The following is a 24,409-nucleotide window of genomic DNA, read 5'->3' as shown; positions in this document are numbered from 1 at the left end:
TGCGTTACGTTTCAAGCAGGTCAGTCTGCCCAGATTTCTCCTGTAGTGGTGATGGTGGAAGATTCGCCGCCGTAGCTGATGGGAACACCGGTCACCGGCACACCGTCCAGCGGTATTTCGCCTAAATTGGTTATCACGCCTGCCGCCAGCGATTGCCCCGCGCCGAGGCCGCCGGAAGCCGTCAGGGTCTTCTGCCCGCCGTTCGTCAGGTTGAAGGCCAGGGTAAAGCCGCTCTCCAACTGCTTTTCTCCACATGCCACCACAAAGAGATAATCGGCGGTCGGGTCGTCCGCTGCCTTCATTCCGAAGGGACCCTCCAGCTTGACGGAAGCAAAAGTGTTTCCGCTATTGCCCGTCAGGGTAGCTCCACCATCGGCAACAGACAGGCTGAAGCCACCGGCCAGCGGCTTGCCCTGCATATCGGTCAGCACGGCGTTCGACACCTGCGCGGCGTCCTCCGCCGTCAGGGCGAACTTCACCAGCGCGGCCGCGTTGTGGAAAGTCAGTTGCCCGCCCGCTTCGGTGGTCTGCGCCCATGCGGGATTCACGCCGGAGGCAAAGCTCCCGGCCTGTGCCGTCTGAGTGACGGGAAGGGTGAAACCAACGGCGCCGTCCGTACAGGTCAGCCCCTCACTGTAAGGATAGAAAGCCAGATAGCTCCCAGTCCCCGGCAAGGCTTCTCCGCTGAAGTTGGCGGTAGCCGCCGTTTCCCCTTCTTGCAGGTCGATGGTGAAAGGCTGGAACGACTGGCCGTCGTAGATGCCTATCTGGTCTCCGGCGTTCCAATAGACGGCATACGTCGTCTGTCCGTTTTCACCAACCTCCCCCGGTTGCAGTTCGGTACGTGTCTGCGCTTGTCCCGTCTGCGGTGCCAGGGCGGTGAAGGTCATCGGCACCCGTTCGCCGGATGCCTCCGCGCCGTTTCCACCTGTCACGATGTCTTCCTTGTCGCACGAAGCGACCCCGAGCAGCAGCGCCCACAGCGGCAGCACCCGGAAAAGATGTCTCATTGTCTTCATTGCTTCATTCGTTCTTTTAGTTAATCCCAGGAGCCTCCCCAGTCCTGTTCTCCAAAGCCGTCATGTCCGGCACCGTAGCTGCTCTGGCACAGCAAGCCTTCGTTCTGTACTTCAATAATCTCACACTTGGGGGCTTCATAAGCCATACCATTCTGGAATCCGTCATTTTCTTTCTGCATAACAAAATATATTTAAATGATTAACAGTCGGGGAAAAACAAAAAAGCGGTTGCGGCAAAGGATGGTAAACCCTTTGCCGCAACCGCACGGAAAAAGACAACACACAAAGTATGTGTATTGACTTTATTTTTATAATAAGGTAAGAATTGTGTGTGTTTATACAAAAATCACACTTCTCCAAATATCCGACACACTTTTTCAGATTTTTCACAATCAAAAAGAACAAGGCAGACATGATTACGCACACGAGAAACACCACAGAAAGCAGTACGCTTACTATGAATGACGAAGTTATATTTAGTATGTACGGAAATAACATGTCTTTTTATTATCAGAAAATCCGTACAAAAATAGAGCCTTTTTATGATACAGAAGGGACAATCTGTGAAAATCGGAGGGACAATTTAAGGAAAAGCTATAAATATCCCGCCTAAATCTTAAATCTTTTTGGAATACAGCTTCAAATTACGGCTATAAGTCTTGACATTCGAGAAACCGCTGTTCACGGCAATTTCCTCACGACTTGCCGACGGATGCCGCTCTTTATATCTGATGGCTGCCTCTATGCGAAGACGGTTAACCTCGGCATAGAACGAACCGAAACGTTCGTTCATCACAACGGACACATATTTCCTGTTGCTTTCCACTGCGTCGGCAATATCCGCCAACTTCAGGTTGGGATTAAGGTAAAGTTTCTGCCCTACAAGTATGGTACGGATTTTCTTCTCCAACTCATCTTTCACAACCGCCGGTATTACGCCATCGTCCGTACAGCCATCTTCCTGCACTGGTGAAACCATATCTTCCATTTTCTCAGCTATCACCTGCCCGGCATCCTCGACCACATTCCTGAGTCCGCTGCGTTGGGGATGAAGTATCTTAAGCAGGATTACAAGATTAGTGACTGATATAAAAATCTGCAGAAACATGTTGTAACAGCGGCTCCCGGAAATGAAAAGCCCCCAAGAGACTATAATAAAGAATAATGGAAGAAACATAACAAAACCAGCAAAACGCACCGGGAAATCATCCTCGCTGGAATATTCCTCCATGTTACGTTTCCTGACCTGACGATAAAGCCACATGGTGACATGAAACAACTCGAACAATATAAATATGGAGTAAACGCCAATTGCAGGCATAAGCACCCCACGATGGCTATAGAGTACATCGCCGCCCATCCAAGCAAAAATCCACAGCACTGTGATGAACAGAAACGGCAAGACACCGGCAAAGATAAACACAGGCAAACGATGGCTCATTTCAAAAAAGAAGAAACGGCGAAAGGAAAGGATGGCGGCACCGGGCAGGAACAGAACCAAGAAGACCTGTACGAAAAACCACGCGTCAGGACTGTCCATGCGGAAAAGCCATACTGCGGGCATGGCAAAACATGTATAGACAAACGTTATCAGCTTGCGGGCAGGATAGAAATATTCCTCATGCTCATCGAAAGGACGACACATGTGGAAATAACGCACCATGGCACAGAACAACGACGAGCATACCATAATCAGACATGCCGCCGCATAGTATATTTCAAAACCTTGTATTATCATTTCAAATTTCTAAGAATTTTGCAAATTTAAAAAAAATCCGTTTGTATCAAGTCCCCAATCAGAGTTTTTTTATCATCTGCCCCCTTATTTTTCATATATATATGTCAAATAACGATTTATTAATTATTCGTCTTTATCGCTTTAATATCTATTGAATTATACAATGAATAGTTTTTTGTACAAAAAGAAAGTATATCCGCTTGTTTTATATAAAAATGATTGATTTATGATGCTTTTCCTATTTTACCAGTTGAGTGATTTTGTCGAAACAGAATAAAAAGTTAATTTTACATTCGCTTTAGGTTGTTAATATCACAATTAAATATTACGAAATCGTTAAAATTACATTGTTTATTAAGGACTGTGACGATGAAAAATGACCTGTCATTTCATTAAAAACGTGCTGAAATCTTAATTGAAATGCCTTGTCATTTTATTAAAGGTTTACTCATTTGTTATATTAGGCACAAATAAGGTTGGAAATGATGTTTTTTGACTCTACATTTACTTTGAAACTGGAATTTTTATACGTATCATTATATCGAAATATTTAATTAATTTATATCAATTCGTTATTTATTTGCCATTATATATACCATATATACCGTATATGCAATAAATTCGTTTCATTCTGCATTTTCAAACCGCAACAAGAATGAGGATTTTTCAATCAGACTTGGCATCGGGTTCGTATTTTATCATTGTCGCATACTTGAGTTATCATTTTGACAATATGATAAAACTTTATTATTTTAAGAACTGGACCAATGATCAACGAAGTTTAACTTGAGTTAGAAGTAAAATTGGACAGAAAAATATAAATTATTATCCGCTTTTTCAATCTTTTGTTTAACTTTGCGTCCGAAGTAAAGACAAAGGGGTGCCCAAAGAATAAAACCCGGGCTGAGATTATACCCTATGAACCTGATGCGGTTAATACCGACGAAGGGATTGTCCTCAAAAAAGACATCCGTCATAAGATATTCTCTCAAACTGTTTTCCAGTATTCTCTTTGTGTTTGCTTTGCAAAACACTATAATACCTATCACTTATGAAAATAAAAGTAAACAACAAAGAGACAGAACTCACTCTAGGCAATAATATTGCATCGCTTGCACTACAGCTTGAACTTCCACTGCAGGGAGTGGCAGTTGCTCTTAACAACCGTATGATTCCACGCAGCCAGTGGGCTGAGCAGGAAATCAAGGAAGGCGACAGTCTTGTTATAATAAAAGCAGCTTGCGGAGGATAATGACATGGATATAAAAGCATTCAAACTTCAGTTCATCACTCATTTCACCGAACAGTATTCTTATTTAGACTCGGCACGTATGGCTCTTGAAGGCGGTTGCCGTTGGGTTCAGCTGCGCATGAAGGACGCTTCCGACGAGGAGGTGGAAGCCATTGCCATAAAGGTTCAGGAACTGTGCAAACAACATGGCGCTACATTCATCATAGACGACCGTGTAGAACTCGTAAAAAAGCTGAAAGCCGACGGTGTGCATCTCGGAAAGAATGATATGCCTATAGCTGAAGCAAGAAAAATATTGGGAGATGATTTCATAATAGGTGGAACAGCAAATACTTTCGACGATGTAAAGGCACATTACACTTCAGGTGCCAACTATATTGGCTGCGGTCCGTTCCGTTTCACTACTACCAAGAAGAAATTAAGTCCGATATTGGGGCTTGAAGGCTACCGTTCCATCATCCAAAAGATGAAAGAGGAAGACATCAACCTGCCGATAGTAGCTATAGGAGGTATCACGATAGATGACATTCCGGAAATAATGCAAACCGGTGTGACAGGCATTGCACTGAGCGGAACTATACTCAGGGCTGAAAATCCGGCAGAAGAAACGAGTAGGATTGTAGAAATGGTGGAAAGAAGTAGTTGTTAGTTGTTGGTTGTTAGTTGTTAGAGCCATCCGGATGGTAACCTTGTCAACTCGTCAACTTGTCAACTCATTTCTTAACTTAAGAACTCAAAAACTCATAACATATATGGAAAAACTTATTATTGCGGGTCGTGAATTCGAATCCCGCCTTTTCCTGGGAACAGGGAAATTCAACTCAAACCAGCAGATGGAAGAAGCCATCCTGGCATCCGGCACAGAAATGGTAACTGTAGCCATGAAACGTATCGAACTTGAAGACAAGGAAGACGATATGTTGCGCCATATCGTTCATCCGCATATACAACTGTTGCCAAACACTTCGGGAGTACGTACAGCGGAAGAAGCTGTCTTCGCCGCACAAATGGCACGTGAGGCATTCGGCACAAACTGGCTGAAACTGGAAATTCATCCGGACCCTCGCTATCTGTTGCCGGACTCAACAGAAACACTTAAAGCGACAGAGGAACTGGTGAAACTTGGTTTCGTAGTCCTTCCTTACTGCCAGGCCGACCCTACACTCTGCAAGCGTCTGGAAGAAGCTGGTGCGGCTACTGTGATGCCTCTTGCAGCCCCTATAGGTACAAACAAGGGATTGCAGACTCGCGATTTCCTTCGCATCATCATCGAACAGAGCAATGTTCCTGTAGTAGTTGATGCCGGTATCGGTGCTCCGAGCCATGCTGCCGAAGCTATGGAAATGGGTGCGGCAGCTTGCCTTGTAAACACAGCAATCGCCGTTGCAGGTAACCCAGTGGAAATGGCTATAGCATTCAAGGAAGCTGTCATTGCCGGTCGTCGCGCTTATGAAGCAGGATTGGGTATCCAGGCTGACAACCTCGTAGCTTCTGCTTCATCTCCTCTAACTTCATTCTTAAACGAATAAACTTTACAATTCACATGGACAACGAAAAAGATAAAAAAGCATACGCCCATGCAGAAAAGGCCTACATGCAAGGTACAATGTTCCCTTTCATAAAAGTAGGTATGCAGAAAGTAAACCTCACTCCTACTGTCAACATCGTTGACGGCGAGAAAGTGATGACACCGAACGCTCCTGTATATATATATGATACAAGCGGACCTTTCAGCGATCCTAATATCGAGATTGACCTGAAGAAAGGATTGCCACGTATGCGTGAGAGCTGGATTACATCACGTGGTGATGTGGAGCAGTTGCCATCAATCACTTCAGAATACGGAAAGATGCGCCGTGACGACAAGTCGCTCGATCATCTCCGCTTCGAACACATCGCATTGCCATACCGTGCAAAGGAAGGTAAGTGCTGTACTCAGATGTACTATGCAAAGCAGGGTATCGTAACTCCGGAGATGGAATACGTTGCCATACGCGAGAACATGAACTGCCGCGAACTTGGTATCGAAACATATATCACTCCGGAATTTGTACGCGACGAGATTGCTGCCGGACGTGCTGTATTGCCTGCCAACATCAATCACCCGGAATCGGAACCTATGATTATAGGACGTAACTTCCTTGTGAAAATCAATACCAACATCGGTAACTCTGCCACTACCTCAAGTATCGACGAAGAAGTAGATAAGGCTGTATGGAGCTGCAAATGGGGTGGCGACACACTGATGGATCTTTCTACAGGTGCAAACATCCACGAAACCCGCGAATGGATTGTACGCAACTGCCCTGTTCCTGTAGGTACTGTGCCTATCTATCAGGCTTTGGAGAAAGTAAACGGTAAGGTGGAAGACCTCAATTGGGAGATATATAAGGATACACTGATAGAACAGTGCGAACAGGGTGTTGACTACTTCACTATCCATGCCGGAATTCGTCTGCACAATGTACATCTTGCCGACAAGCGTCTGTGCGGTATCGTGAGCCGTGGCGGAAGTATCATGAGCAAGTGGTGCAAGATATATAATAAGGAGTCTTTCCTTTATGAACATTTCGACGAGATTTGCGATATCCTTGCACAGTATGACGTAGCAGTTTCATTGGGTGACGGTCTTCGTCCCGGCTCAATCTATGATGCCAACGACGAAGCACAGTTCGCAGAACTTGACACACTGGGAGAACTCGTACTCCGCGCATGGAACAAGAATGTTCAGGCATTCATCGAAGGACCTGGACATGTACCTTTGCACAAGATACAGGAAAATATGGAACGCCAGATCAAGTCATGCCACAATGCTCCGTTCTACACACTCGGTCCGCTTGTAACTGATATCGCTCCGGGTTACGACCACATAACATCGGCGATCGGTGCAGCCCAGATAGGATGGCTAGGCACTGCAATGCTCTGCTATGTGACTCCTAAGGAACACCTCGGCTTGCCTAACCGCGAGGATGTACGCACAGGTGTCATCACATACAAGATTGCCGCTCATGCTGCCGACCTTGCAAAAGGACATCCGGGAGCACAGATTCGCGACAACGCCCTCAGCAAGGCCCGCTACGAATTCCGCTGGCGCGACCAGTTCCATCTTTCTTTGGACCCTGACCGTGCTCTTGAATATTTCAACGAAGGACGCCACACTGACGGTGAATACTGTACAATGTGCGGTCCTAATTTCTGTGCAATGAAGCTTAGCCGCGATCTTAAATCAATTAAAAGTTAAGAATTAAAAATTAATAATGGGTGGATGTTTACATAATGTATCATATTTTCATTAGAATAATATTCATCCATATTATCACAAACAAATATGAGTACTGACAATTTAATTGATAATAAATCTGTACAATTTGCTTTAAGAATAATAAAAGCATACCAATTTCTCTCTACTGAAAAGAAAGAGCTGGTAATGTCCAAGCAGTTGTTACGCAGTGGTACGGCAATAGGAGCGTTAATAAAAGAAGCCGAATTTGCTGAAAGTAAAAATGACTTCATTCACAAACTGCATATTGCGCTGAAAGAAGCTAACGAAACAAGCTATTGGCTCCTGCTACTATCTGAGTCTAACTACATTGACAAAGCTTCATATTTATCAATAGATGCAGATTGTAATGAAATTATCAAATTGTTGGTAAGCATAATAAAATCCTGTAAGTCAAACATCAAAAACAATAATTTGACTGACAACAACATTTAATTCTTAATTATTAATTTTTAATTATTAATTATCCAACATGTTTAGTGACGAACTTGAAAAAATAAGCTGGGAGGAAACAACCAAAGCCATCTACTCCAAAACCGAGGCAGACGTGATACGTGCCCTCGGTAAAAGCCGCTGCGATGTAGATGACTTTATGGCACTCATCTCTCCGGCTGCAGAAAAATTTCTTGAACCGATGGCGCGACTCAGTAAAAAATACACTGAGGAACGTTTCGGACGTACAATGTCTATGTTTATACCATTGTATATAACAAATTCATGTACAAACTCATGCGTGTATTGCGGATTCCACATCAGTAACCCGATGGCACGTACCATACTTACACCTGAAGAAATTGAGAACGAATATAAAGCCATAAAGAAACTAGGCCCGTTCGAAAATCTGCTTATCGTAACAGGTGAAAATCCGGCAAAAGCAGGTGTACCATACATAGCCAAAGCACTTGACCTGGCTAAACCTTATTTCTCTAATCTTAAAATAGAGGTGATGCCTCTAAAGGCTGAAGAATATGCCGAGCTGGTAACACACGGATTGAACGGAGTTATCTGTTTCCAGGAAACATACAACAAAGCCAGATACAATATCTACCATCCAAGAGGTATGAAATCGAAATTCGAATGGCGTGTAAACGGTTTTGACCGTATGGGACAGGCAGGTGTTCACTCCATCGGTATGGGTGTACTTATCGGACTGGAAGACTGGCGTACAGACGTAACCATGATGGCATATCACCTACGCTATCTGCAGAAACATTACTGGAAGACAAAATACAGCGTGAACTTCCCGCGTATGCGTCCGGCAGAAAACGAAGGTTTCCAGCCTAATGTCATCATGAGTGACAAGGAGCTGGCCCAGGTTACTTTCGCCATGCGTATATTCGACCACGATGTAGATATCTCCTACTCTACACGCGAGCCGGCACATATCCGCGACAACATGGCTTCGCTAGGTGTTACAACCATGAGTGCAGAAAGCAAGACCGAACCTGGAGGTTACTACACATATCCTCAGGCACTTGAGCAATTCCATGTAAGCGACGAACGCACAGCCGTAGAAATAGACAAAGCTTTAAAAGCATTGGGACGTGAACCGGTATGGAAGGACTGGGATGCATCGTTCGACTGCATAAAGACAGGAAAGGCTGTCTGATTACGCAAATTCAGTACCGACGGCTTCGATATAATATATCCGATGCCGCCGGTATTTTTTTACTTTAATATAAAGATGGAAAGATACAACAGACAAATCATTCTACCGGAATTAGGAGAAAGCGGGCAAGAGAAACTAAAAAATGCCAAGGTACTTATTGTAGGTGTTGGTGGTCTTGGTTCGCCTATAGCATTATATCTTACAGGTGCAGGAGTGGGAAACATAGGTCTGATAGACGATGATGTGGTAAGCGAGAGCAACCTGCAAAGACAAGTCCTGTATTCCGAAGCCGAAGTAGGAACGCCGAAAGCCATTCAGGCACAGAAAAGACTGAATGCTCTGAACAGTCAGATAAAAATAGATGCATACAACACACGTCTGACAAAAGAAAATGCCGAAGAGATAATCGGCAAATACGATATAGTGGTTGACGGATGTGATAATTTCAAAACCAGATACATCATAAATGACACTTGCGTCAAGCTTGGGAAAACATACGTCTATGGTGCTATTAGAGCTTTTGACGGGCAGGTATCCGTGTTCAACTACCAGGGTGGGAGAAACTATAGAGACCTGTTTCCCGATGAAGAAGAAATGCTGTCGATGCCAGCCCCTCCCAAAGGAGTGATCGGAGTAACTCCTGGCCTGGTCGGCTGCGTGCAGGCAAACGAAGTAATCAAGATAATCTGCGGTTTTGGCGAAATTCTTTCGGGTAAACTATGGTTTATTGACCTGAAAACACTGCAAACAAATACGATTTTACTATAAAGATTAGGAATATTTCATTTTGGTTACTAACTTTGCACTCAGATTTAGTGGTACACACATGAAACTGATATTGATAACTACTCCAGAATATTTTGTAGAGGAGGACCAAATACTAAATGCACTCTTCGAAGAAGGGTTAGACATATTACATCTTCGCAAACCCGGAACAGAAGCGGTTTACGCAGAAAGACTGCTTACACTCATCCCGGAAAAATATCATAAGAAAATAGTTATACACGACCATTTCTACTTATGCAACGAATATAAGTTGAAAGGTATTCATCTGAACAGCCGCAATCCTATTGCCCCGGACAATTATTCAGGACATATAAGTGCTTCCTGTCATACTCTTGAAGAAGTACAGGAAGACAAAAAGACTTGCGACTACGTGTTCCTTAGCCCGATATTCGACAGTATTTCAAAAGAAGGATATTCATCTAAATTTACACCGGAAGCAATACGTGAAGCTGTTAAAGCTGACATCATTGACAAGAAAGTCATTGCTTTAGGAGGTATAGACGAGGAAAATATCCTAAGAGTTAAGGATTTCGGATTTGGAGGAGCTGCTATTTTGGGTGGACTTTGGTCGAAATTCAATCATAACTTTGACAACAATTATCAAGAACTTATAGACCATTTCAGGAAATTGAAACGCCTTGCAGATTAATACTTATTGTATTTTTCCTGCAAAACGTTTGCCTTACTTATATAAATGGTATAACTTTGCAAACAAATCAAGGCAATATATCTATTTACAATGAACGTACAATCACCTTTTAAAGTATTCTCAGGTACAAACTCGAGATACTTGGCAGAAAAAATCTGCAACAGTTTAGGATGCGAACTTGGTAACATGAACATTACACATTTCGCAGATGGAGAATTTGCAGTTTCTTATGAAGAGTCAATCCGTGGTCAGCACGTGTTCCTCGTTCAGTCAACATTCCCTAATTCAGACAATCTTATGGAATTGCTCCTTATGATTGATGCTGCTAAGCGTGCTTCTGCAAAGAGCATTATCGCTGTTATTCCTTATTTCGGATGGGCTCGCCAGGACCGCAAGGACAAACCACGTGTTTCCATTGGTGCTAAACTTGTAGCAAATCTTCTTAGTGTAGCAGGTATCGACCGTCTGATTACAATGGACCTTCATGCAGACCAGATACAGGGATTTTTCGATATTCCTGTTGACCACTTGTATGCATCTACAATATTTGCTCCATATATCCAGTCTTTGAATTTGGAAAACCTTGTAATTGCTACTCCTGACGTTGGTGGTTCTAAGCGTGCAAGCACATATGCTAAATTCCTCGATGTTCCTTTGGTTCTTTGCCACAAGACTCGTGAAAAAGCAAACGTTGTAGCTTCTATGCAGATTATCGGTGACGTAAAAGGAAAAGATGTCGTTCTTGTTGACGATATGGTTGATACAGCAGGTACTATTACAAAAGCTGCTGACATCATGAAAGAAGCCGGAGCAAATTCAGTTAGAGCTATCGCTTCACACTGCGTTATGTCAGGTCCTGCTTCTGAACGTGTACAGAACTCTCAGTTGGAAGAAATCGTATTTACAGACAGTATCCCTTACGCAAACCGTTGCGCTAAGGTTAAACAGCTTTCAATTGCAGACATGTTTGCTGAAACTATCCGTCGTGTGATGACTAACGAATCAATCAGCTCACAATACTTGATTCCTTAATATTTCGCACGATAAAAAAATATAAAGCGAAGAATCATAAAGCCTTATAAAACGGCTTATTGTGGTTCTTCGCTTTCTTTTGTAATATATTCTTACTCTCATTCTTTGATATATGAAATTACTCTGGTTGGATTTAAACAGTTCGTATGCACATTCATCACTTGCTCTGCCGGCTCTGCACGCCCAGATGGCAGACGATAAAAGCATCGTTTGGATTAAGGTTTCGGCTACTATAAACGAAAATCCGGGAATGGTAGCAGAACAGATCTATAAACACAAGCCTGATATCGTTGCATCCACATGCTGGCTCTTCAACCACGAAGCGCTAATGCATATCACATGCCGGGTGAAATCGCTGCTGCCACAATGCAGAATAATCTTTGGAGGTCCTGAGTTTCTGGGAGACAATAAGAAATTCCTGATAACTAACGATTTTGTTGAGGCAGTTTTCAGGGGTGAAGGTGAAACCGGATTCAAGCAGTGGATGAAGCATTTCGACAATAAGGAGGAATGGAAGGACATTGCCGGACTGTGCTATATGGATGATAATGGAGAATACCACGACAACGGTATGGCAAGGGTAACGGACTTCACTGCACTGGAATATCCTGAAAGGAGCGAACTGTTCAACTGGGACAAACCATTCGTACAACTGGAGACAACCAGAGGATGTTTCAACACTTGTGCCTTTTGCGTCAGTGGAGGCGACAAACCTGTAAGAAACCTAAGCATAGACACAATCAGAGAAAGGATAGAAATCATTCATAGTCACGGCATTAAAAACATAAGGGTGCTTGACCGTACTTTCAATTACAATACCAGATACGCGAAAGAACTTCTTGCTCTATTTCGTGAGTATCCGGACATGAATTTCCATCTTGAAATCCATCCGGCATTACTGTCAGAAGAACTGAAAGCAGAATTGATGTCAATGCCTAAAGGACTTCTGCATCTGGAAGCAGGAATACAAAGTCTGAGGGAAATAGTGCTTACCACAAGCCGACGTGCCGGAAAACTTGAAGATGCGATGAAAGGACTGAAATTTCTGTGTTCACTAGAGAATATGGAAACTCATGCAGACCTTATCGCAGGATTGCCTCACTATCATCTGAATGAGATTTTCGAAGACGTACTCACACTTGCAGGACTTAATGCAGGAGAGATTCAGCTGGAATCACTGAAACTGCTTCCGGGAACTGAAATGAGAAAAAGAGCTGAAGAGCTAGGAATAAGATATTCTCCCCTGCCACCATACGAAGTACTCGAGACGAACGATATTACATCTGACGAACTACAGACAGCCAGACTCCTTTCACGACTTTTGGACGGTTTCTACAATGCCAAGGCATGGCAGGGACTTACACGCCGACTGATAGTAGAGAACGAAGACTTCCTGTATCGCTTCCTTGAACATCTCACAAACATCGGAGTGATAGACCAGCCTATGGGACTGGAAAGAAGAGGAATTATTCTTTACAAATTCTGTAAGAATAATTATCCTAAATACACATTGGATGCCACTCAGGCATGGATAGAAGCAGGAATGTCGCTCAAGAAAGAACCTGCAGAAGCGATAAGAACAAAACATGTCACACCGCCAGATTCATGGGAAGTCGCCTACGGAACATACGACGAACATCTGCGTCTGTGCAAACTGCCTGTTAATGATAACGACCATTATATATGGTATGCCTTCAATCCTGACGAACAGGGAGGTATCCCTATATTCAAGGCAACAAACTGATATAAAATTCGAGAGCCGCTCTACACAATACTTGCATAGAACGGCTCTTTAATATTTTCTGAATGTCATGTTATTCTTCTTTCTTCTCCTCGTACGGGATACGATATGCTGTATATAGTTCAAGCACTGCTGCTACACTCAGACATAAAATCCATTCGTTATGATGCCACACAATCATCATCACACCCGCTATAACAAGCAGCATAGCCCCTATCAACTGCTGACGTTTCAGTCGTTTTAGAACTATATTCTTACCGAAGTATCTTCCTGTCTTTGTCTGGATCCACCCGAACATCAGTGCCCCGACAATGTAAATATACGGTGCATATTCAAACTTCACGAACTGCAATATCAGTCCAACAAATAACACTACCGCACCAGCTACAGCAATTATATTATCCAGTTTATTCATCTTCCAAATCCTGCTCAAAAATAAATATATCTTCGTTTTCCTTCTTCATCATGTATTTTTCGCGCGCCACCTTCTCCAGTGCCTCCGGATTGGTAGATATTTCCTTCAGCAACTTGCTGTCCTCTTCAAACTGCTTTCTATAATGCCTGATTTCCGTATTCAGTCTGTTTATTTCAGCGCGATGTTCCAAACGGCGGATCCAGCTATTCTCATCCAGAACACCAATTATCAGCACAAATACAGCCAATGTGACACCGTATTTGTGAAGTCGCACAAAATTCCATATATTTTCCAACTTCTCTCTCATGACAAAGAATATTTATTGGTGCAAATATAGCGAAACTCGTTCGATAACTGATGGATTTAAAGAAGAATTATTTGAGGAGCCAACTAAAAAGCATAGAATAGGCAAATTATTTGATTTGCAAATCTGTTAAACAAATTGAGTGAATACCCCAATATGCCATAACACTAATAATATATACCAATACTAATCTGTTTTTATACTAAATAGTATATGAATGACAAAAATCCACAGTAAAGTGAAATCAGTCAAACACAATATCAGCAATCATAATGCGACCAAGTATGTCTAAAAGAATGAAAAAACTCATTTAAATATATTTCAAAACAAACCTATTATTATAATAAACAGAAATAAATTTCTCAAAAAGTAGTATATTTGTATCAGTAAATTTTATATTCAATAGGAAAGTCAATCTAGTAAAAGTTCTTTCAGTTAAAAAAACTTACAAACAGGTGGCTTACAGAAAAACTTGGTTGGAGTAAAAAACATTAATATGTGGTTTAATAATGCCTCCCCTTTTAGAGTCACTAATGAAGATTGCGTTTGTACCAATGAACCAGTCTTTATTGGAGGACTTGCAAAAATCAAAGTTTCATGATAATATGTATAGTATGCCAAATAAATCTCATTTTAATAGTGCTTTACGTACACTTGTTCAGCAAAGTAGAGACGGTGTTAAGCATAGTACGGCTGTTTATATTCAGAACTTCGAAAAGACCTACCATTCATTGTTTATACAAGATGCTGTTCAGTTTTTAAAAACACTGCCAGACTCTTCAGTACAATTAATTCTGATTGATCCACCATATAATCTTGAATTAGAGTCATGGGATATATATCCTGATTATTTAGAATGGGCCAAGCAGTGGATTGATGAAATATATCGTATCATGACCGATAATGGGAATTGTGTAATCTTTGGAGGGTTTCAATTTCAAGACTTAAAAAAAGGTGATCTTTTAGAGATACTTCATTATGTGCGTCATAACACAAAATTGAGATTTATAAACTTAATTATTTGGTATTATAAAAACGGCATGAGTGCTCATCGATATTTTGCCAATCGACACGAAGAAGCAATTTGGCTGTCAAAAACCAAGAAATATTTCTTCGACCTTGATGCAGTAAGAGTTCCATATGATGAAATATCAAAAAAGGCTGCATTAAGAGATAAACGTCTTATTCCGGAAAATATTGATAAGGGAAAGAACCCAACAAATGTATGGGAAATAGGGCGTCTTAACGGCAATTCATCAGAGCGTGTTGGTCATCCTACTCAAAAGCCAGTTGAAATAATTAGAAGATTTGTAAAAGCTCTTTCTTATGAAGGTTCATTAGTCTTGGATTTTTTTGCTGGTTCAGGTACGACAGGAAGGGTATGCATTGAAGAAAACCGTCATTCCATTATGGTTGATTCAGATTCATCTACTAAAATGTTTTTCTACAAGCATCTTCAAAAAGCAGATTTGTCTAAATCAAAACCATTTGAATTATTTGAAAATATTTCCATCGAAGATTTTCTTAATACAATTAAAACTTAACATAACATGTTTTATTATTCAGACGACAACCAATTTTGTTTGTACAATGGAAATTCTTTGCAAATATTAGGTCAAATAAAGGAACAAGTTGACATGATATTTGTTGACCCTCCATATTTTCTATCCAACGGTGGAAAGAAAATTCAAGGTAAACGAATAGTTTCTGTTGATAAAGGTGATTGGGATAAAGCTATTTCTGTTGAATATATTGATAAGTTTAATCAAGAATGGATAAATTCATGTAAACCATTATTGAAAGATAACGGTACGATTTGGATTTGTGGAACTTTTCATAATATTTACTCTGTTGAGAAATGTTTAAAAACGGCTGGATTTCATATAATCAATATAATAACTTGGCAAAAATCAGATCCTACTCCAACCTGGGGAGAACTACATTTTAATTTTTCCTCAGAATATATAATTTGGGCAAGAAAGAATCCTAAGTCAAAACATTATTTTAATTTTGAATTAATGAAACAATTAAACGGGGGAGTCCCGATGCCTGATGTTTGGAAATTGCCAACGGTAGGTATGTGGGAAAAAACGTGTGGTAAACATCCAACACAAAAACCTCTCCGTTTATTGTATAGAATAATCTTAGCCTCAACCAGGGCTGGGGATATTATTTTAGATCCATTTGCTGGAAGTTGCACGACTGGTATAGCAGCTAATCTACTTGGAAGAAAATTTATTGGGATTGACCAAAGCCAAGATTATCTTAATTTAGGTATAAAAAGGAAACTAGATATAGAAGATCCTTATCGTTTAGACATAATGCAAAAGCATATTGCAGAAAATCCAGAAGAAGTAACAGTTTTGGTCAACCATGCTAGACGTGAAACAAAAGCAAAAATGATAGAAACAGGTATATGCTACCTTCGTGCTGGCGATTCGCAAGGATCATTGTGTGTGACTCCAGGGTTTGAGCGCTTGGAATACGTACTTCTTCATACTGGCGGAGAAGACTGTCAACTGTTTAAATTGAAAAAGAAGGGATGTTTCCAAATATGGACAAAAGAAACATTAGAACTACATGGATTTTCACCTTCTCATGCTACATATTACATTGTTTTACAATTTAACAATATAAATAAATCAAAATTTAAAGTCTCGTATAATCTTAAAGAAAAGATTAATACCTATCGGGCTAGAATAAGACCTCTTAGCGACTTCTTAGATTTATGTTAATATTAAGTATCATTTTTTAATTAAATAATTATGGCAAAAAAGAATCAGTCATCCAGGCTTACAAAACAACATAGAGAAAACCATGGTGTTATTGGTATCTTTGGTACAGAGGCTAAAGAGCATGATAAGGCAACAGGATTCATCCAACATGCAGTTTTATATGAATTAAAGAAAAAGTACACACAATTAAACTTTAGATATCGACAAAGCGTTGAAAAGAAAGAAATCAACGAAGCACTAAAAAAAATAGACCCTTACCTAGGACAAACATTGTTTGTCGATAATGCAAGTATTATACCTGATGGTGGAATTATCGAAGTCCAAGATGATAATGGAAACTGGCGGATTATTCTTGTTTCTGAAGCGAAACACCAAGGAAAAGATATTGAGAATATAGAAAAAGGTGAACTTGTTGGCAAAATGAAAAATCAAGACCTTATGGCAGCAGGTAATGCAATTGAACGTTCTCATAAAAATATATCAGAGATAGCAAATATGATGCTTGCTGAATCTCATTTCCCTTATGTTTTATTCCTTGAAGGTTCGAATTTTTTAACAGAAACTATTGAAGTAATTCGACCTGATGGAAGAGTCGTTACATTGGAGTATAACTCCGGTATGCTAAACAGATTAGACCGGTTGACAGCTGCAAATTATGGAATGCCTATAAATACAAACCTTTGCAAAAACAGATTTGTAAAACATGAAGACAAGACTATTATGTTACAAGCTACTTCAATTTATACACAAGGAGATGGTAGAAGTTGGGATAAACAGAAAATGTTTGAAATCATGTTTGAGATAGCTGAGACATCACTTCAGATGCTCGGTAGAGATTTGTGGAATCAGATTAATGGCTAATTAATGACAAGACAAGCAACAAACAAACACCTTCGCAAAGCAAAGAAATCAAAGAGTGATGAGTTCTACACACAGTTATGTGATATAGAACGTGAATTACAATACTACCCTGATAGTTTTGTAAATAAAGTTGTGTATTGCAACTGCGATGATTCACAAACAAGTAATTTCTTTCGTTTCTTCAAGGACAATTTCCAAAAATTAGGACTTCGAAAACTTATTGCATCCTGTTATAAAAAAACAAACCAAGACCTTTTTGAAGTTAAAAAAAATGTGAAAGCATACTATTGTATATATGAGGGTGAAAAAATCCCCATGCAAGTTATATCATTTAAGGGAGATGGTGATTTTAGAAGTGCAGAATGTATAAAACTGCTCAAACAAGCTGATGTCGTTGTGACCAATCCTCCATTTTCTCTCTTTAGAGAGTTTGTTTCACAAATTGTCAAATACAATAAAGAATTTCTCATTATAGGTAATGTAAACGCAATAACATACAAAGAAATATTCGATTTAATTCAAAATAACAAGATTTGGCTTGGAGTAAACCTTGGACGTGGTATTTCTGGTTTCATAGTACCTGAGCATTACGAACAATATGGTACAGAGGTTCGGATTAATGAGAATGGCCAAAAAATAATATCCACAAATGGGTGCCTATGGCTGACAAATCTCGAGTTGAATCAACGTCATGAAGATATAGTCTTAACCAAAATGTATTACGGAAATGAAAAAGATTATCCCAAATACGATAATTGTAATGGAATCAATGTTAATAGAACACAAGACATCCCAAAAGATTATACCGGACTTATGGGTGTACCAATTACTTTCTTACATAAATATAACCCTGCTCAGTTTGAGATTGTTAAATTCAGAAAAGGTGACGATGGAAAAGATTTATGCATAAATGGTAAATGTCCATATTTTAGGATTTTGGTGAAAAATAAATATCTTCAACAACAGCAATATGAAAAATCAAATAACATTTCTTTGGAATAGAACGTACAATTAACTCCTGGAAAGGTTATGTCAGATATTGAATATATGACTGAATATATGGTCAGAAGCTTTTGTCTATTGTTAATGGAACGACGGAATATAGATTTAGAAACGGCATTGGATACAATTAACACATTAGCCAAGAATTAAAAGTTGAAAACATTGTTTTCACTTTGTACTTCACTCGGTTTGCATTATCTTTGTCATAACTTAACAAAACAAGAAAAACCAATCCTGATTATGGACAACTATATTGTATCAGCACGTAAATACCGCCCTGCCACATTCGACACCGTAGTAGGACAGCGTGCACTCACAACGACTCTGAAGAATGCCATTGCCAACAACAAGCTGGCCCACGCCTATCTTTTCTGCGGACCGCGAGGAGTAGGAAAAACCACATGCGCACGTATTTTTGCAAAAACCATAAACTGTCTGTCACCGAAACCTGACGGCGAGGCTTGCAACGAATGTGAATCATGTAAGGCATTCAACGAACAGCGTTCATACAATATCCATGAGCTGGATGCCGCCTCTAACAACTCTGTGGAAGATATCCGCTCGCTGATAGAGCAGGTACGTATCCCGCCACAGATAGGCAAATACAAGGTATATATCATCGACGAGGTACACATGCTGTCAACGGCTGCCTTCAATGCTTTTCTGAAAACACTTGAAGAGCCGCCTCATCATGCCATATTCATCCTTGCCACAACAGAGAAACATAAGATTCTGCCTACCATCCTGAGCCGATGTCAGATATATGACTTCAGCCGTATCAGCGTTACTGATACAGTGGAACATCTTCAGGGAGTGGCACAGAAAGAAGGTATAGACGTTGAACCTGAAGCGCTGACCGTAATAGCACAGAAGGCAGACGGAGGTATGCGCGACGCCTTATCAATCTTCGACCAGGTGACAAGTTTCTCAAACGGGCATATCACCTACAAGAGTGTCATTGAAAACCTCAACGTACTTGACTACGAATATTATTTCAAACTGACAGACTATATTCTGGAAAACAAGGTTTCGGAATGCATGCTTCTGTTCAACGAGGTATTGAAGAAAGGATTCGACGGTAATCACTTCATCACCGGATTGAGTTCACACTTCCGCGACCTCCTGGTGAGCCGCGACGAACAGACACTGCAGCTTCTGGAAGTAGGTGCCTCAATAAGAGAAAGATACAAGACTCAGGCACAGAAATGCGAACAGAAGTTCCTCTACAAGGCAATGAAGCTGTGTAACGACTGCGACCTGAACTACAGACAGAGCAAGAACAAGCGACTTCTGGTAGAGCTGACACTGATACAACTGGCACAGATAACATCCGAAGAAGACGATATCAGCAATGGGCGTAGCCCTAAAGTGATAAAACCTATCTTCAACCAGCAGACTGCTCCGGTAGCAACGCAGCAACAACCTGTAGCCCAGCAACCGGTACAAGTTCAGAACGTACAACAACAGGTACAGCAAAGCACTTCAGAATCTCAACCACAATACGGCAATAACCCTGCACAACAGCAGGTACATAAGCTACCCGACGGACTAAAAGTTACCCAAGAGAAGAAAATACCTGTAGTAAAAGCGGGAATACTCGGACCGTCAATAAAGAAAAGGCCACAGCATCAGGAGGAAGCTGCCGCACAGAAACCTGCAGCACAAGTCCAGCAGGTAGAAAAGGAATGGGAAGACTACGATGTGTATGAAAAGGACCTGAACTACTACTGGAGGGAATTTGCAACCCGTCTTCCAAAAGAAGAAGCTGCTAATGCAGGACGAATGATGAACATGTCGCCCAAACTTCTTGACGACCAGACTACATTCGAAGTGGCGGTAGATAACGAAATGGTTCAGAAATATATGCTGCAGCTGGCACCACAGATAGAGAATCACTTGAGGGAACAGCTTCACAACAGAAAAATCAAGATGACTGTACGCGTAAGTGCAACCGATGAGAATATCAGAGCTTACAGCCATGTGGAACGTTTCCAGATGATGAGCAAGAAAAACCCTAATCTGCTGAAACTGAAAGAAGAATTTGGACTGGAGTTATCATAAAAAACATTTATAAAAGCGAAACAGCTTCATAAACACTCAATTCATATTGATAGTTTATGAAGCTGTTTCTTTTTGGTTTATGCTATAAAATTATAAATCGTGATTGCGCATACGATACTCAGCCAATTCCTCATATTTCGTTCCAGGACGTCCGTAGTTGCAATAAGGATAAATAGAGATACCTCCACGCGGAGTGAATATACCTGTCACCTCGATATACTTAGGATCCATCAGTTTGATAAGATCCTTCATGATTATATTCACACAGTCCTCATGGAAATCTCCGTGATTTCTGAAGCTGAACAGATAGAGTTTCAGACTCTTGCTTTCCACCATCTTCACGTCAGGCAGATAGCTTATACGGATTTCAGCAAAGTCAGGCTGTCCGGTGATAGGACAAAGACTTGTAAACTCAGGGCAGTTGAAACGTACCCAATAATCATTCTCCGGATGCTTGTTTACAAAAGCCTCAAGTACCTCCGGAGCATAGTCCTGACGATAGACAGTACTACCGCCAAGCAATGTCAGTTCTTCTTTTCTTTCCATTGTATATATAATTTTTCTTTTTATTCGATATAATGTCCGTAAACAATTATCTCCACACGTTCGTGTGGAGTACTTGACACGCTCGTGTGGAGAACTCGACACGGCCGTGTGGAGATCTCATCACGTACGTGTGGAGATAAATATCCTTTATCTGAAAACTGCAATAAAAGGCAAGTTATTTGTTTTTCGAGCTCAAATACTTTTCAAGTCCCTCGCGACGTAACTTACACGCCGGGCAATGTCCGCATCCGTCGCCCTGCACCCCGTTGTAGCATGTCAGAGTTTCGTTTCTTATCAGATCAAGCACTCCAAGCTCGTCTGCCAAAGCCCATGTCTGAGCCTTGTCTATCCACATCAGCGGAGTGTGAATCACGAACTGCTCGTCCATTGCAAGGTTAAGAGTGACATTGAGCGACTTGATAAACGAATCCCTGCAGTCGGGATAACCGCTGAAGTCTGTCTGCGAAACTCCTGTAACCAGATGACTGATGTCATGCTCACGCGCATAAACGGCAGCTATACTGAGGAAGAACAGGTTTCTTCCCGGCACGAAAGTATTTGGAAAAGAATCTTCAGGCTTCTCCTCGTCCATCACGATGGAAGTATCAGTAAGAGAATTCTTGCCAAGATGACCGATGAACGATACATCCATTGCGTGAAAATGCACTCCTGCCCTTTCGGCAATTCCTCTCGCCAGTTCCACCTCCTTTACATGTTTCTGACCATAGATGAAACTAAGCGCATAAACTTCCTTGAAATGTTTCTTTGCCCAAAACAGGCAAGTAGTAGAATCCTGGCCGCCACTGAACACTACCAGTGCGGCCTCATTATTCATAGTCATAATCAAATCTCCTTAATCTTCAATACATTATATGAGATGTTCTCATCATACACATCGCAATCATCTACACGCTTGATGTAGTTCACCACCCTGATAGTCACAGGGAGAATGATGATTTCATAAAGCGTTTTCAGAACAACCTGCACAACCATCATCTTCAACAACTCGTTCACAGGCATCAGTCCACCGAAAGCCAACGGGAAGAAAATGATTGAATCGGCACCTTCACCAGCCAAAGTTGAAACAATGGCACGGGCAGAAAAGTTCTTTCCGTGCGAAGCAATCTTCATCTTACTCATAACGAAAGCATTGATGAATGAACCTACAAGGAAAGCTGTCAAGCTGGCAGCCGCGATGCGCGGAGCAAGACCGAACACGAAATCGAATGCCTGTTCGCCTTCCCAGAAAGGAGCCGCAGGAAGAGCCACTGCCACTTTACCTAAGGCTACTACCATAAAGTTCATAAGGAAACCCATCCAGATGATAAGACGCGCCTTGCGGAAGCCCCAGACTTCGGCAATACAGTCATTGATAATGTAAGAGATTGGAAAAACTATCAATCCGGCAGTTACGGAAATCGGACCGAATTGTACGACTTTGGCCTCTAAAAGATTGGCTGCCACGAGGCAGACACAAAACACAATACCCAAGACCATGAAAGGTACTGATACGAGATTTTCTTTTTTCATCGTTCCTGTTTTTTACGTGGTGTTCTAGAATACACGGCCGCTATTCACGGCATCGCATGTTAATGATCTCTGTTTTTAATTCGAGCGCAAAAGTACTGAGTATTTACGATATATGCAAGGAAAAGTTATATTTGTGAATGAATATGAGTATAAAACCTGGAATAACTGTATAAATATCGTGATACAAACACATAATAATCAAATCAATGAAGTAATTTTAACAGAATATCCGGTTTTATCATTACCTTTGTATATATAACCTGAGATTTATACCCGAACAACAAAAAGGAAACGATGCAAATTCATAACAATACATTGATAGCAGAATGCTCGTCTTACGATTTCAAGGAAATGCTGGAGCGTAAGAAAGTAAAGTCATGGCTCAAATCAGTATCAGCTTTTGCCAATACGGACGGTGGCAGCTTGTTCTATGGGGTAAACGATGACGGAGTAATTGTTGGTTTGGAGAATCCGCAATCAGATGCCGATTTTATCAGTGAAATGATAAAGGCAAGACTTGACCCAGTCCCTGAAGTACAGCTTATCCCAATTGAACACGAAGGACGTACCCTGCTTGAAGTGAAAGTAAAAGCAGGAACGCTGACACCTTATTATTATTTTCAAGACGGAACACGTACAGCTTATACACGAGTTGGCAATGAAAGTGTGGAATGCAATTCGCAACAACTTCTTTCATTGGTTTTAAAAGGTACGCACATGACCTGGGATTCGTTACCAACACAAGTGGATGCCAACAAACATTCTTTCGTTATCTTAGCCAACACCTTCCGCGAGCAAACCCATCAGGAATGGAATGATAAATATTTGGAATCATTCGGACTTGTCACATCTGACGGTAAACTGACTAATGCCGGATTGCTGTTTGTGGACAATTGCACTGTGTTCCAATCACGTATTTTCTGCACCCGTTGGACGGGACTCTATAAAGACGATGCTATCAGTTCCGTAGAGCATCGGGCAAATTTAGTATTGCTTTTGAAATATGGTATGGACTTCATCAAGAATTATACAATGAGCGGATGGGTGAAGATGCCTAACTATCGCCTGAACCTCCCTGACTATTCCGACCGCGCTATCTTTGAAGGGTTAGTAAACCATCTTATCCATAGAGATTACACTGTAATGGGTGGTGAAGTACATATTGATATCTATGATGACCGGGTAGAATTGGTATCACCCGGTGCAATGCTTGATGGCACACAAATCCAAGACCGAGACATATACAAAGTACCGTCCATGCGCCGTAACCCTGTCATTGCAGATATGTTTACCCAATTGGACTATATGGAGAAACGTGGCTCTGGTTTACGGAAAATGCGGGAACTTACAGAGAAACTGCCTAATTTCCTGCCTGGCAAAGAACCACAATATCAAACGGAAGCGATATCTTTCTATACCACATTCTATAATCTGAATTGGGGAGAGAACGGAAGAATACCTATAGAGGAAGTGGCGACAAGAGTGAGTGGTTCGGAGGAAAAGTTCGGAGACAATTCAAAAAGTTCGGAGAAAAGGTTCGGAGACAATTCAAAAAGTTCGGAGAAAAGGTTCGGAGACAATTCAAAAAGTTCGGAGAGTAAGTTCGGAGAGACTGTGGGTAAGCCTAAAAATATTGGAAAAACAGCACAGAAAATTATTGATTTCGTCATTTCCGATCCCTCGATATCAGCTGAAGTCATGGCTTATAAAATTGGAATTAGTTCTCGTGCCGTAGAAAAGCAAATCGCAAAGTTACGATCTATGGGTATTTTATCTCGTGAAGGTGCTGACTTTGGCGGCTATTGGCGTATTGTAATAAAACCTGAGTAGGTTTATAATTTAAAACTAT

24 protein-coding genes and 1 riboswitch are annotated in these 24,409 nt (G+C 41.2%); of the genes, 16 read left to right on the top strand and 8 right to left on the bottom strand.

The genetic code is table 11. The features are described from left to right. Nucleotides 1-20 precede the first annotated feature (20 nt). The 3 genes from NW213_RS02485 to NW213_RS02475 form a co-directional block, all read right to left on the bottom strand. The gene (locus NW213_RS02485) at nucleotides 21-1,019 is read right to left on the bottom strand and encodes a fimbrillin family protein (protein ID WP_258321736.1); all 999 of its coding nucleotides are present in this window, start codon (nucleotides 1,017-1,019) and stop codon (nucleotides 21-23) included. A 20-nt stretch (nucleotides 1,020-1,039) separates the two neighbouring features. Further along, entirely contained in the window at nucleotides 1,040-1,198 is a 159-nt protein-coding gene (locus tag NW213_RS02480; protein ID WP_258321735.1) for a hypothetical protein, read from the bottom strand. Between the two features lie 437 nt (nucleotides 1,199-1,635). After that, entirely contained in the window at nucleotides 1,636-2,757 is a 1,122-nt protein-coding gene (locus NW213_RS02475) for a hypothetical protein (protein ID WP_258321734.1), read from the bottom strand. A gap of 866 nt (nucleotides 2,758-3,623) precedes the next feature. Next, nucleotides 3,624-3,725, top strand: a riboswitch (TPP riboswitch). An 83-nt stretch (nucleotides 3,726-3,808) separates the two neighbouring features. Between NW213_RS02475 and thiS the strand changes: the two genes are divergently transcribed. The 10 genes from thiS to NW213_RS02425 all read left to right on the top strand — a co-directional run bounded on the left by thiS (nucleotide 3,809) and on the right by NW213_RS02425 (nucleotide 13,109). Beyond that, nucleotides 3,809-4,009: a sulfur carrier protein ThiS gene (gene thiS, locus NW213_RS02470; RefSeq protein ID WP_154044406.1), complete on the top strand. Its 201-nt coding sequence runs from the start codon at nucleotides 3,809-3,811 to the stop codon at nucleotides 4,007-4,009. Nucleotides 4,010-4,013: 4 nt separating this feature from the next. Then, a complete protein-coding gene (locus tag NW213_RS02465; protein ID WP_154044405.1) occupies nucleotides 4,014-4,658 on the top strand; it encodes a thiamine phosphate synthase in 645 nt (214 codons plus the stop codon). Nucleotides 4,659-4,761: 103 nt separating this feature from the next. Beyond that, nucleotides 4,762-5,538 (top strand): thiazole synthase, encoded by a 777-nt coding sequence (locus NW213_RS02460; RefSeq protein WP_154044404.1) that lies wholly within the window; start codon nucleotides 4,762-4,764, stop codon nucleotides 5,536-5,538. A 14-nt stretch (nucleotides 5,539-5,552) separates the two neighbouring features. Further along, nucleotides 5,553-7,250 (top strand): phosphomethylpyrimidine synthase ThiC, encoded by a 1,698-nt coding sequence (thiC, locus tag NW213_RS02455; protein WP_204390860.1) that lies wholly within the window; start codon nucleotides 5,553-5,555, stop codon nucleotides 7,248-7,250. A gap of 87 nt (nucleotides 7,251-7,337) precedes the next feature. Continuing rightward, complete coding sequence (locus NW213_RS02450; RefSeq protein ID WP_258321733.1) at nucleotides 7,338-7,724, top strand: four helix bundle protein; 387 nt, start codon at nucleotides 7,338-7,340, stop codon at nucleotides 7,722-7,724. A 37-nt stretch (nucleotides 7,725-7,761) separates the two neighbouring features. Next, nucleotides 7,762-8,898: a 2-iminoacetate synthase ThiH gene (gene thiH / locus NW213_RS02445; RefSeq protein WP_204390861.1), complete on the top strand. Its 1,137-nt coding sequence runs from the start codon at nucleotides 7,762-7,764 to the stop codon at nucleotides 8,896-8,898. A gap of 75 nt (nucleotides 8,899-8,973) precedes the next feature. Beyond that, nucleotides 8,974-9,666: a HesA/MoeB/ThiF family protein gene (locus NW213_RS02440; RefSeq protein ID WP_258321732.1), complete on the top strand. Its 693-nt coding sequence runs from the start codon at nucleotides 8,974-8,976 to the stop codon at nucleotides 9,664-9,666. 58 nt (nucleotides 9,667-9,724) lie between these two features. After that, nucleotides 9,725-10,333 (top strand): thiamine phosphate synthase, encoded by a 609-nt coding sequence (locus tag NW213_RS02435; RefSeq protein WP_154044399.1) that lies wholly within the window; start codon nucleotides 9,725-9,727, stop codon nucleotides 10,331-10,333. A gap of 90 nt (nucleotides 10,334-10,423) precedes the next feature. Then, nucleotides 10,424-11,365 carry a ribose-phosphate pyrophosphokinase gene (locus NW213_RS02430; RefSeq protein WP_204390865.1) on the top strand — a complete coding sequence of 314 codons (942 nt, stop codon included), beginning with the start codon at nucleotides 10,424-10,426 and terminating at the stop codon, nucleotides 11,363-11,365. Nucleotides 11,366-11,477: 112 nt separating this feature from the next. Then, a complete protein-coding gene (locus NW213_RS02425) occupies nucleotides 11,478-13,109 on the top strand; it encodes a B12-binding domain-containing radical SAM protein (RefSeq protein WP_258321731.1) in 1,632 nt (543 codons plus the stop codon). A gap of 70 nt (nucleotides 13,110-13,179) precedes the next feature. On the opposite strand, the gene NW213_RS02420 is transcribed toward NW213_RS02425, so the two are convergent. Beyond that, complete coding sequence (locus tag NW213_RS02420) at nucleotides 13,180-13,521, bottom strand: hypothetical protein (protein WP_204390869.1); 342 nt, start codon at nucleotides 13,519-13,521, stop codon at nucleotides 13,180-13,182. After that, a complete protein-coding gene (locus NW213_RS02415) occupies nucleotides 13,514-13,828 on the bottom strand; it encodes a septum formation initiator family protein (RefSeq protein WP_235339211.1) in 315 nt (104 codons plus the stop codon). The genes NW213_RS02420 and NW213_RS02415 overlap by 8 nt, the downstream gene beginning before the upstream one ends. 530 nt (nucleotides 13,829-14,358) lie before the next feature. Between NW213_RS02415 and NW213_RS02410 the strand changes: the two genes are divergently transcribed. The 5 genes from NW213_RS02410 to NW213_RS02390 all read left to right on the top strand — a co-directional run bounded on the left by NW213_RS02410 (nucleotide 14,359) and on the right by NW213_RS02390 (nucleotide 20,484). Beyond that, nucleotides 14,359-15,369, top strand: a complete 1,011-nt coding sequence (locus NW213_RS02410) for a site-specific DNA-methyltransferase (RefSeq protein ID WP_258321730.1) — start codon at nucleotides 14,359-14,361, stop codon at nucleotides 15,367-15,369. A 6-nt stretch (nucleotides 15,370-15,375) separates the two neighbouring features. Further along, nucleotides 15,376-16,560: a site-specific DNA-methyltransferase gene (locus tag NW213_RS02405; protein ID WP_258321729.1), complete on the top strand. Its 1,185-nt coding sequence runs from the start codon at nucleotides 15,376-15,378 to the stop codon at nucleotides 16,558-16,560. Between the two features lie 30 nt (nucleotides 16,561-16,590). After that, nucleotides 16,591-17,421, top strand: a complete 831-nt coding sequence (locus tag NW213_RS02400) for an EcoRI family type II restriction endonuclease (RefSeq protein WP_258321728.1) — start codon at nucleotides 16,591-16,593, stop codon at nucleotides 17,419-17,421. Between the two features lie 3 nt (nucleotides 17,422-17,424). Next, nucleotides 17,425-18,423: an adenine-specific methyltransferase EcoRI family protein gene (locus NW213_RS02395; protein ID WP_258321727.1), complete on the top strand. Its 999-nt coding sequence runs from the start codon at nucleotides 17,425-17,427 to the stop codon at nucleotides 18,421-18,423. Nucleotides 18,424-18,663: 240 nt separating this feature from the next. Next, complete coding sequence (locus NW213_RS02390; protein ID WP_258321726.1) at nucleotides 18,664-20,484, top strand: DNA polymerase III subunit gamma/tau; 1,821 nt, start codon at nucleotides 18,664-18,666, stop codon at nucleotides 20,482-20,484. A gap of 90 nt (nucleotides 20,485-20,574) precedes the next feature. Here NW213_RS02390 and queF read toward each other — a convergent pair whose 3' ends face one another. The 3 genes from queF to NW213_RS02375 all read right to left on the bottom strand — a co-directional run bounded on the left by queF (nucleotide 20,575) and on the right by NW213_RS02375 (nucleotide 22,560). Beyond that, nucleotides 20,575-21,030: a preQ(1) synthase gene (gene queF / locus NW213_RS02385; protein WP_204390877.1), complete on the bottom strand. Its 456-nt coding sequence runs from the start codon at nucleotides 21,028-21,030 to the stop codon at nucleotides 20,575-20,577. Nucleotides 21,031-21,205: 175 nt separating this feature from the next. Beyond that, nucleotides 21,206-21,865 carry a 7-cyano-7-deazaguanine synthase QueC gene (queC, locus tag NW213_RS02380; protein ID WP_258321794.1) on the bottom strand — a complete coding sequence of 220 codons (660 nt, stop codon included), beginning with the start codon at nucleotides 21,863-21,865 and terminating at the stop codon, nucleotides 21,206-21,208. Nucleotides 21,866-21,873: 8 nt separating this feature from the next. Next, nucleotides 21,874-22,560: a queuosine precursor transporter gene (locus NW213_RS02375; protein WP_204390879.1), complete on the bottom strand. Its 687-nt coding sequence runs from the start codon at nucleotides 22,558-22,560 to the stop codon at nucleotides 21,874-21,876. Between the two features lie 294 nt (nucleotides 22,561-22,854). On the opposite strand from NW213_RS02375, the gene NW213_RS02370 reads away from it, so the two are divergent. Continuing rightward, nucleotides 22,855-24,390: an ATP-binding protein gene (locus NW213_RS02370; RefSeq protein WP_258321725.1), complete on the top strand. Its 1,536-nt coding sequence runs from the start codon at nucleotides 22,855-22,857 to the stop codon at nucleotides 24,388-24,390. Nucleotides 24,391-24,409: the final 19 nt, after the last annotated feature.

It is taken from the genome of Bacteroides sp. ET336 (genome assembly GCF_024733815.1).
GTDB lineage: Bacteria > Bacteroidota > Bacteroidia > Bacteroidales > Bacteroidaceae > Phocaeicola > Phocaeicola cellulolyticus.
The sequence above is the reverse complement of the archived record's forward strand: the minus strand, read 5'-3'. Positions and strand labels throughout refer to the sequence as shown.

What these genes read in the sequence shown, in the direction of transcription:
- NW213_RS02485 (WP_258321736.1), bottom strand. Translation starts at nt 1,019, where the DNA reads ATGAAGACAATGAGACATCTTTTCCGGGTGCTGCCGCTGTGGGCGCTG.
- NW213_RS02480 (WP_258321735.1), bottom strand. Translation starts at nt 1,198, where the DNA reads ATGCAGAAAGAAAATGACGGATTCCAGAATGGTATGGCTTATGAAGCC.
- NW213_RS02475 (WP_258321734.1), bottom strand. Translation starts at nt 2,757, where the DNA reads ATGATAATACAAGGTTTTGAAATATACTATGCGGCGGCATGTCTGATT.
- thiS (WP_154044406.1), top strand. Translation starts at nt 3,809, where the DNA reads ATGAAAATAAAAGTAAACAACAAAGAGACAGAACTCACTCTAGGCAAT.
- NW213_RS02465 (WP_154044405.1), top strand. Translation starts at nt 4,014, where the DNA reads ATGGATATAAAAGCATTCAAACTTCAGTTCATCACTCATTTCACCGAA.
- NW213_RS02460 (WP_154044404.1), top strand. Translation starts at nt 4,762, where the DNA reads ATGGAAAAACTTATTATTGCGGGTCGTGAATTCGAATCCCGCCTTTTC.
- thiC (WP_204390860.1), top strand. Translation starts at nt 5,553, where the DNA reads ATGGACAACGAAAAAGATAAAAAAGCATACGCCCATGCAGAAAAGGCC.
- NW213_RS02450 (WP_258321733.1), top strand. Translation starts at nt 7,338, where the DNA reads ATGAGTACTGACAATTTAATTGATAATAAATCTGTACAATTTGCTTTA.
- thiH (WP_204390861.1), top strand. Translation starts at nt 7,762, where the DNA reads ATGTTTAGTGACGAACTTGAAAAAATAAGCTGGGAGGAAACAACCAAA.
- NW213_RS02440 (WP_258321732.1), top strand. Translation starts at nt 8,974, where the DNA reads ATGGAAAGATACAACAGACAAATCATTCTACCGGAATTAGGAGAAAGC.
- NW213_RS02435 (WP_154044399.1), top strand. Translation starts at nt 9,725, where the DNA reads ATGAAACTGATATTGATAACTACTCCAGAATATTTTGTAGAGGAGGAC.
- NW213_RS02430 (WP_204390865.1), top strand. Translation starts at nt 10,424, where the DNA reads ATGAACGTACAATCACCTTTTAAAGTATTCTCAGGTACAAACTCGAGA.
- NW213_RS02425 (WP_258321731.1), top strand. Translation starts at nt 11,478, where the DNA reads ATGAAATTACTCTGGTTGGATTTAAACAGTTCGTATGCACATTCATCA.
- NW213_RS02420 (WP_204390869.1), bottom strand. Translation starts at nt 13,521, where the DNA reads ATGAATAAACTGGATAATATAATTGCTGTAGCTGGTGCGGTAGTGTTA.
- NW213_RS02415 (WP_235339211.1), bottom strand. Translation starts at nt 13,828, where the DNA reads ATGAGAGAGAAGTTGGAAAATATATGGAATTTTGTGCGACTTCACAAA.
- NW213_RS02410 (WP_258321730.1), top strand. Translation starts at nt 14,359, where the DNA reads ATGAAGATTGCGTTTGTACCAATGAACCAGTCTTTATTGGAGGACTTG.
- NW213_RS02405 (WP_258321729.1), top strand. Translation starts at nt 15,376, where the DNA reads ATGTTTTATTATTCAGACGACAACCAATTTTGTTTGTACAATGGAAAT.
- NW213_RS02400 (WP_258321728.1), top strand. Translation starts at nt 16,591, where the DNA reads ATGGCAAAAAAGAATCAGTCATCCAGGCTTACAAAACAACATAGAGAA.
- NW213_RS02395 (WP_258321727.1), top strand. Translation starts at nt 17,425, where the DNA reads ATGACAAGACAAGCAACAAACAAACACCTTCGCAAAGCAAAGAAATCA.
- NW213_RS02390 (WP_258321726.1), top strand. Translation starts at nt 18,664, where the DNA reads ATGGACAACTATATTGTATCAGCACGTAAATACCGCCCTGCCACATTC.
- queF (WP_204390877.1), bottom strand. Translation starts at nt 21,030, where the DNA reads ATGGAAAGAAAAGAAGAACTGACATTGCTTGGCGGTAGTACTGTCTAT.
- queC (WP_258321794.1), bottom strand. Translation starts at nt 21,865, where the DNA reads ATGAATAATGAGGCCGCACTGGTAGTGTTCAGTGGCGGCCAGGATTCT.
- NW213_RS02375 (WP_204390879.1), bottom strand. Translation starts at nt 22,560, where the DNA reads ATGAAAAAAGAAAATCTCGTATCAGTACCTTTCATGGTCTTGGGTATT.
- NW213_RS02370 (WP_258321725.1), top strand. Translation starts at nt 22,855, where the DNA reads ATGCAAATTCATAACAATACATTGATAGCAGAATGCTCGTCTTACGAT.